Here is a 4,149-nt window from a genome sequence, read left to right as displayed (position 1 = left end):
CCGTGCTGCGGGACGCCGGCACGTACGACGCTGACTTCGAGCGGGTGTACACGCTGTTCCCGCGCCTGCATGAGCGCCGCGACCAGCTCGCCGGCACCCTGTCGGGCGGCGAGCAGCAGATGGTCGCGATGGCGCGCGCGCTGATGGCGCGGCCGCGCCTGATCTGCATGGACGAGCCGACGATGGGCCTGTCGCCGCTCTACGTCGACCGCGTGCTCGAGCTGATCGCCGAGGTCAACCGCAGCGGCGTCTCGGTCTTCATGGTCGAGCAGAACGCGAGCCTCGCGCTGCAGATCGCCCATCGCGGCTTCGTGCTGCAGACCGGCCGCATCGTGCTGTCGGGCTCCGCGTCGAGCCTGCTCAATGATCCCCGCATCCGTGACGCCTATCTTGGTGGAGAACAGACGGCATGATGGACAAGGTCTCGGAACCGAGCGTGGCCGGTCAAGGAAAACGCCTCGGCTTCTTCTCGCGGCTGCTCGACCAGGCGAGCGCCGCCGAGCGCTACCGGCTGGCGGCGGAGCAGATCGTCCATGCCGAGAAGCACGGCTTCGATTCCGCCTGGGTCGCCCAGCATCATTTCGACGAGAGCGAGGGCGGCCTGCCCGCGCCGCTGGTGTTCCTCGGCATGATGGCGACGCTGACGAGCCGCATCCGGCTCGGCACCGGCGTGATCACGCTGCCACTGGAGCATCCGGTGCGCGTCGCCGAGGATGTTGCCGTGCTGGACCTGCTGCTCAATGGACGACTCGAGGTCGGCGTCGGTACCGGCGGGACGCCCTCCTCCTTCGCGGCGTTCGGGCATGACAGCAATAAGCGCGGCGCCATCTTTGCCGACCATCTCAACACGCTGCTCGGCGCGCTGAAGGGCAAGCCGATCGCCGGCACACCGAACCGGCTCTATCCCGACGGGCGCGGGCTGATCGACCGCATCTGGCAGGCGACGTTCTCCGCCGATGGCGGCCACTGGGCCGGGCTCGGCGGGCACGGCCTGCTCCTGTCGCGAACACAGCCGAGAAGGCCGGAAGCGCCAACGGCCGCGCTCGGCGACCTGCAGCATCCCATCATCGACGCCTACCTCGCAGTGCTGCCGAAGGGCCGCGCGCCGCGCATCATGGCTTCGCGCAGCCTGTTCGTCGCCGACAGCCGCAAGGAGGCACGCGCGCTGGCGGAAGCCGGGTTGCGCCGCGGGCTCGGCCGCCTCCGCAAGACCCACATCATGCGCGGCGAAAGCCTCGACGACCTGATCGCGACTTTCGACGTTCATGTCGGAACGCCCGACGATGTCATCACCTCGCTTCAGGCGGACACCATCCTGCCGCGCGTCACCGATCTCGTGTTCCAGGTCCATTCCGTCGATCCGCCGCATCCGCTGATCCTGCGCTCGATCGAGCTGACGGCGGAAAAGGTGGCGCCCGCCCTGGGCTGGGCCGGACCCGCGTCGATCAAAACCGGCAGCCGCGATGCCGCAAGCACCGCTCTGGTCTAGGAGACACGCATGAATCATCCGATCGAAGCCGACCTGATCGATCGCCTGCTCGGCATCACGCCGGGCTCTCGCCTCGATCAGATCAGGGCCGCACGCCCGCTGGCCCGCGAGAACAGTCAGAAGAGCTATCTCGCTCTGTTGCAGCCAACGGGCTTCGGCGGCTTTCCAGCCCGAGAACGCTGGGCTGTCGCAGCCTTCGTCGCGAGCCTGCACGGCGAGCCGGCGACCGCGGCGTTTTATGCCGCCGAATTGTGCGCCTGCGACCCGGCGCTCGCCGACATCGTTGTGCGCGCGGCCGATCGCGTCGCAACCCAAGGTCCCTATGGCCGATATCCGGCCGGCCCACTCAGCGCCGAGGATGCGCCCGGCCCCACCTATCGAGCCGGCGACGATGACCGCGCCGGGCTCGGTCCGCATCTCGCGGCCGGCCTCGCCCACGCACATCTGCTCATCTTTCATCCCCGTGATGCCGGCCCGGACGCACTTCACGCGCGGCTCGAAGCCGGCTGGTCCACGACCGATATCGTCACGCTGTCGCAGCTTGTGGCGTTCCTGAGCTTCCAGATCCGCGTCGTCGCCGGGTTGCGCGAGCTCGCCGCCACGCTTCAGGCCGCCTGACAAAGGAATATCGCCATGACCGAGGCCGTTCTCCGCCACCCTGAGAACACCGAGCCCAACCGGTTCACGCAGGCGCAGCTCGACTGGCTGCCGTGGCTCGAACCGCTTCCGGAAGCCGAGCTGACCGGGCGGCACCGGCAGGCGCTGGTCGATCCGGCGCGGGCTAAATCGCCCTATTTCATGCTGCTCGCCCGCGATCCCGACATCCTGGAAGCCCGCACGAGGACCGACAAGGACATCTTCTACAATCCGCAAGCGGGCCTGCCGCGCGCCGAGCGCGAGCTCGCCGCGGCCGCGACGTCGCGCTTCAACGGCTGCATCTACTGCGCCTCGGTGCATGCCCGCTTCGCCTCCACCTATTCGAAGCGGGGCGAGGACGTGCAGCGGCTGCTCGACGGCGGCACCGCCGTCGATCTCGGCGAGCGCTGGAACGCGATCGTAGCGGCCTCGGTCGCGCTCGCGGTGACGCCGATCGCGTTCGGCCAGGCCCATGTCGCGCGGCTGAAGGCTGTTGGGCTGGACGACGCCGCCATCGCCGACGTCATCCAGGCGGCGGCCTTCTTCAACTGGGCCAACCGCCTGATGCTGTCGCTCGGCGAGCCGGCCGCACGGGACGAGGCCTGATCCGGCTTCGCGCCTCAAGTGAGCCAGGAGCACCATGGCACGGCACACCTTCTTCTGCATCGACGCCCACACCTGTGGCAACCCGGTTCGCGTCGTCGCCGGCGGCGGCCCGCTGCTGCCCGCGGTCTCGATGGCCGAGAAACGGCAGATCTTCATCCGGGATCATGACTGGGTCCGACGCGCGCTGATGTTCGAGCCGCGCGGCCACGACGTCATGTCGGGATCGATCCTCTACCCCTCCTCGCGCGACGACTGCGACGTCGGCGTGCTGTTCATCGAGGTCGGCGGCTGCCTGCCGATGTGCGGTCACGGCACGATCGGAACGGTGACGGTGGCGATCGAGGAAGGACTGGTCGTTCCCGGGCACGAAGGGCGCCTCGCGATCGAGGCGCCGGCCGGACGCGTGGCGATCGAATATGTCAGGAGCGGCGACCATGTCGACGAGGTCAGGCTCTTCAACGTGCCGAGCTACCTCCACGCCCGGGACGTCGCGATCGAGGTGCCGGGCCTGGGCGCGCTGGCCGTCGATGTCGCCTATGGCGGCAACTTCTATGCGATCGTCGAGCCGCAGCTCAATTGGTCCGGACTCGATGGCATGCCGGCGGACGCGATCCAGCGTTTGAGCCCGCTGGTGCGTGCCGCCGCCGAGCAGGCAGTGGCGCCAGTCCATCCCGAGGACCCGCGCATCCGCGGCGTGAGCCATGTGATGTGGTGCGACAAGCCGAAATCGCCGAAGGCGGACGCCCGCAACGCCGTCTTCTATGGCGACAAGGCGATCGACCGGTCGCCCTGCGGAACCGGCTCCTCGGCCCGCATGGCGCAACTCGTGGCGCGCAGGCGGCTCGCGCTCGGCGACCGCTTCGTGCACGAAAGCATCATCGGCACGATGTTTCATTGCCGCATCGAGGGCGAAGCCACGGTCGGCGCAAACCCGGCGATCCTGCCGAGCGTCGCAGGATGGGCCCGTATCATCGGCCACAACACGATTTTCGTGGACGACCGCGACCCGCTCGCCCATGGCTTCCAGTTGATGTGAAGCTTCCCTCGAACCAAAAGCGTGCCCACCATTTGGAGCCGCGCTGTCGAAAGAATGGTGGGCACGCGTCGCCTTCGCTCTTACGAGCTTCGGCGAAGCTTAGCCCACTCTGCTGAGCTTGCCTCATGCCTGCGGTGACACCCTGTTCCAGAATTCGTCGAAATGCCTGTTGTCGAAAAACGCGATCGCCTTGACGACTTTCTCGTCCCTCATTTGAAGATACCAGGAGTAAGTATTTTGATAGGGCTTGCCGTCCCGCACGGTGGCTTCGGCGTCGAACAGGATGATGACCATGTCGCCGTCGGCAAAGATGCCGCGGACCGTCGGAAGCAGCGGTTTCGACATCCGTGCATTGAACGGGCCGATCACCTCGTCGATGAAT

Annotated in this window: 6 protein-coding genes; 5 read left to right on the top strand and 1 reads right to left on the bottom strand. The window is 67.6% G+C overall.

The features are described 5' to 3' along the window. From JOY90_RS03165 to JOY90_RS03145, 5 genes are all read left to right on the top strand, one after another. Positions 1 to 413, top strand: a 413-nt coding sequence (locus JOY90_RS03165) for an ABC transporter ATP-binding protein (RefSeq protein ID WP_291689713.1), incomplete at its 5' end; no start/stop codon positions are given. Then, positions 410 to 1,489, top strand: coding sequence for a putative FMN-dependent luciferase-like monooxygenase (locus tag JOY90_RS03160; RefSeq protein WP_291689712.1), 1,080 nt, complete (start codon positions 410 to 412; stop codon positions 1,487 to 1,489). The genes JOY90_RS03165 and JOY90_RS03160, both read left to right, overlap by 4 nt. A 9-nt stretch (positions 1,490 to 1,498) precedes the next feature. Further along, positions 1,499 to 2,107, top strand: coding sequence for a CMD domain protein (locus JOY90_RS03155; RefSeq protein ID WP_291689711.1), 609 nt, complete (start codon positions 1,499 to 1,501; stop codon positions 2,105 to 2,107). Between the two features lie 15 nt (positions 2,108 to 2,122). Beyond that, positions 2,123 to 2,731, top strand: coding sequence for an alkylhydroperoxidase domain protein (locus tag JOY90_RS03150; RefSeq protein ID WP_291689710.1), 609 nt, complete (start codon positions 2,123 to 2,125; stop codon positions 2,729 to 2,731). Positions 2,732 to 2,765: 34 nt separating this feature from the next. Continuing rightward, entirely contained in the window at positions 2,766 to 3,767 is a 1,002-nt protein-coding gene (locus tag JOY90_RS03145; RefSeq protein ID WP_291689709.1) for a 4-hydroxyproline epimerase, read from the top strand. A 123-nt stretch (positions 3,768 to 3,890) separates the two neighbouring features. On the opposite strand, the gene JOY90_RS03140 is transcribed toward JOY90_RS03145, so the two are convergent. Beyond that, positions 3,891 to 4,149, bottom strand: a 259-nt coding sequence (locus JOY90_RS03140) for a nuclear transport factor 2 family protein (RefSeq protein ID WP_367276873.1), incomplete at its 5' end; no start/stop codon positions are given.

Origin of the sequence: Bradyrhizobium sp., assembly GCF_019242285.1 — a bacterium.
In the GTDB taxonomy this organism is placed as follows: Bacteria; Pseudomonadota; Alphaproteobacteria; order Rhizobiales; family Xanthobacteraceae; genus Bradyrhizobium.
The sequence above is the reverse complement of the archived record's forward strand: the minus strand, read 5'-3'. Positions and strand labels throughout refer to the sequence as shown.